Origin of the sequence: Streptomyces sp. NPDC051664, from assembly GCF_044453545.1 — a bacterium.
Lineage (GTDB): Bacteria > Actinomycetota > Actinomycetes > Streptomycetales > Streptomycetaceae > Streptomyces.
In genome coordinates this window covers 1-2,804 of the sequence record NZ_JBITCU010000099.1, presented here as the reverse complement: position 1 = coordinate 2,804, position 2,804 = coordinate 1, and the positions used below count along the sequence as shown (strand labels likewise).

The following is a 2,804-nucleotide window of genomic DNA, read 5'->3' as shown; positions in this document are numbered from 1 at the left end:
GCCCGCAAGGCCAGCGCCTGGGCCGATGTCGCCCGCCGCGTCCACCGCTCCAACACCGCCCGCTCGTCATCAGACAGCAGCAACGGTTCCAGCTTTGGGCCTCGACGAGGAACTGACGCACCAGCAGCAGAAGTCACACACCAACTAACGATCAACTACTGGCGCAGGACACTAGACCGTGTCCGTCACTTCTTGCTGCTCGCCTGAACATGGAAGAAGGGTGGCAGCTCGGCCCGTTGCGGTTGTTCAGCCGCGACCGGGGAACTGGGGATGGGCTCTGCGGTTGCTTCGAGCAGGAAACCGTGTCCGCCCAGGGCGTTGAGGTATGGACAGCATTCGGTGCTGGTTTCCCGCGCGGCGCACGCCCTGCGGGTTGTCCGAGCGCCAGAATCCCTCGGCGTGGTAGTCGCCCACCACACGGCGGGGACGTCCTTGTGCGTGATCCGTTCAGGTCGCATGCGGTGCTTCGAAGCAGGGGTGCGGGATGGTGAAGGCGAGACGCCCGCTTGGTACCAGGACACGTCGTACTGCCGTGAGTGCGGCGGAAAGATCCGGGACGTTGTTCAGGGACAACCCGGCGGTGACCCAGTCGACGGAGCGTGTGGCCACCGTGGCCAGGGTGCACCCGTCGACTGTGTAGTGGGCGCCGGACGGCCCGTCCTTCGTAGCGGCCTGCGCCTGCTCGATCATGCGTGGGAACAGATCGATGCCCAGGGCCCACGCACCGCGGGCAGCTAGGGCGCGGGTGATGATTCCCTCACCGCATCCAAGATCGAGAACCCGCTGACTGGCCAGCTTCTCCGGCAAACAGTCGAGAAGGATGTCACGGCTGAACTCATGCAGCGCGCTCGCCGTCAACACCGCGGCGTACGAGCTCGACCTGGGCTCCTGGCCCGGATGGTTCGGTGCAGCGCCCCTCATCACCGTGGAGGCGGGCAGCAAGGACCTGCGTCGGCTCACCGTGACGTTCTTCGAGCGTCGCGAGGAACACGAAGGCATGACCTGCGAGGAAGTCGCCGAGGCAGAGCGGTGCAACCCTCACTCGGTCTTCGAGATCGGATTCGTGCCTGCGGGCGGTGCCGTGTTCCTCGACGGGCAGGTGGAGCGTGCATCGGTGGAGTGCGCCGGGACGCGCGAGAGCTCGTCCGACGCCTACGGCCGCAACGGGGGGCCGCTCCAGTTCCCGCTACTGGACTGCGCGAACTACTGCGTCCTGCTCGAGGCAGACGCCATCTTCATGCCAGCTGATGACGCCCGAATCACCATCGCCCTGTCCGGGCGGGAGCACTAGCGAAACTGTCACTTGTGGGGCAACGCCTATGCATACGGCGGTTGCCCACCCCTGTAGGGGATCCCGTGCGTGCTGACGTTAAATAGGGACAGAGTGGCTCTTTTGAGCCAAGCTCAATTCTTCCTCAAATGCCATCAACGGTTCAAGCTCAAATGCCATCAACGGTTCAAGCTTCAAATTAAAACAAGGTTCAAGCTTCAAATTCCACACCTCAAGATCAAGTCTTCCTCAGGTAAATGATCAAGCCTTTCCCGTGGATGGATCTTCTGTGTAGTGTCTGGCTTGCGAAAGTGCGGAGGGGAAAAGAAGTGGCCAATTCGATTGGCTGCTTAGGCCGCAGCTCTATTAGTTCGCGGACGCACTTTCGTTGACCACGCAATCGGGGAGTTTTGTTGTTCAAGGGAATGCAGTATTCGAAGGCGTCTGCCGCTGCCTGTGCAATTGTTGCGGCCGCCGCACTGGCCGTCACCTTGGCGCCGGCGGCACAGGCTGCCGCGCCGACAGATGCGCAGATCAGCGCAGCACTGAAGCGTCACGGTGACGGTACGTGGACGCAGGCGGACGTCGACCTCATTCGATCCATACCGTCGCTCGCTGCCGTCGTCGAGGACGTGACTCGACCGGAAGAGGTCACCACCAACTCGGCGACTTTCACGGCCGATGGCCAGGCCGTCTCGTCGGCCAACGGTGAGCCGCTCAGCGTGGAGGAACTGGCGAAAATCATGCCGGGCGACGGTGCCGAGATCAGCGTTCCCGGCGAGGTGGTCACCACCGCGCCCGGGACCGACGTCGACCCCGCGGGTGGCGGGGTCGGCGCGATGATCACGGGCGGCAAGTGGAAGATGACCCACATCACTCACACCCACCGCAGCTACTCGGGCGGGATTATCTTCGCGTACCACACCTACGCGCAGTTCAACTATGGCGGCGGCAAGGTCCGTGCGTGGGGTCAGCGTTACGACGACTTCACGGACGACGACCTTGTGGCGCAGGTCAAGGTCACGCCCAAGCGACTCGTTGACATGAAGTCGGGTACGCCCGCAAACTCTGGTTCCTCGATGATGAAGCGAGAGGTGGACCTGTGCGTGTTCAAGTACGGCTGCTATGCCACTCTGCACCCGTGGGCTAAGGTCAAGGTCTACGGAACCGGGAAGACCGCAATCGGCGGCAGCGGCGTCTAAGGGAGAAATCAAGTGAAGTCGCTCATCGGGTCAATGATTGCCATCATCGCCCTCTTTCTCATAATTCTCCTGCTGTTGGGCTCACAATTCGGCGGCCTTGAGATTATCGTGTGGCTTGTAGCGCTGACTGCATCTCTGGTCTTTGCTGTGCGCCATCACAAGCGCGGCAAGAAGGAAGAGGACGCCGAGGGCACATCGGTCTAGCGACTTCGTGCTTCCCGGGCTACGCGCACCAGAGGGGGGGGGGGGGGGGGGGGGGGGGGGGGGGGGGGGGGGGGGGGGGGGGGGGGGGGGGGGGGGGGGGGGGGGGGGCGGGGGGGGGGGGGGGGGGG

The 2,804-nt window shown here is 63.6% G+C and carries 5 protein-coding genes; 4 read left to right on the top strand and 1 reads right to left on the bottom strand.

Annotated elements, in window-relative coordinates; all coding sequences use genetic code 11:
- On the top strand, nt 1-207 hold a 207-nt coding region (locus ACIA8E_RS41720; RefSeq protein WP_399307305.1), incomplete at its 5' end, for a hypothetical protein.
- A gap of 240 nt (nt 208-447) precedes the next feature.
- On the opposite strand, the gene ACIA8E_RS41715 is transcribed toward ACIA8E_RS41720, so the two are convergent.
- The gene (locus tag ACIA8E_RS41715) at nt 448-807 is read right to left on the bottom strand and encodes a class I SAM-dependent methyltransferase (RefSeq protein WP_399307303.1); all 360 of its coding nucleotides are present in this window, start codon (nt 805-807) and stop codon (nt 448-450) included.
- Between the two features lie 13 nt (nt 808-820).
- Here ACIA8E_RS41715 and ACIA8E_RS41710 point away from each other — a divergent pair, with 13 nt between their 5' ends.
- The 3 genes from ACIA8E_RS41710 to ACIA8E_RS41700 all read left to right on the top strand — a co-directional run bounded on the left by ACIA8E_RS41710 (nt 821) and on the right by ACIA8E_RS41700 (nt 2,676).
- Complete coding sequence (locus ACIA8E_RS41710; RefSeq protein WP_399307301.1) at nt 821-1,291, top strand: hypothetical protein; 471 nt, start codon at nt 821-823, stop codon at nt 1,289-1,291.
- Between the two features lie 392 nt (nt 1,292-1,683).
- Nucleotides 1,684-2,472: a hypothetical protein gene (locus ACIA8E_RS41705; RefSeq protein WP_399307299.1), complete on the top strand. Its 789-nt coding sequence runs from the start codon at nt 1,684-1,686 to the stop codon at nt 2,470-2,472.
- Between the two features lie 12 nt (nt 2,473-2,484).
- Nucleotides 2,485-2,676, top strand: a complete 192-nt coding sequence (locus ACIA8E_RS41700) for a hypothetical protein (protein WP_399307297.1) — start codon at nt 2,485-2,487, stop codon at nt 2,674-2,676.
- Nucleotides 2,677-2,804: the final 128 nt, after the last annotated feature.

What these genes read in the sequence shown, in the direction of transcription:
- ACIA8E_RS41710 (WP_399307301.1), top strand. Translation starts at nt 821, where the DNA reads ATGTCACGGCTGAACTCATGCAGCGCGCTCGCCGTCAACACCGCGGCG.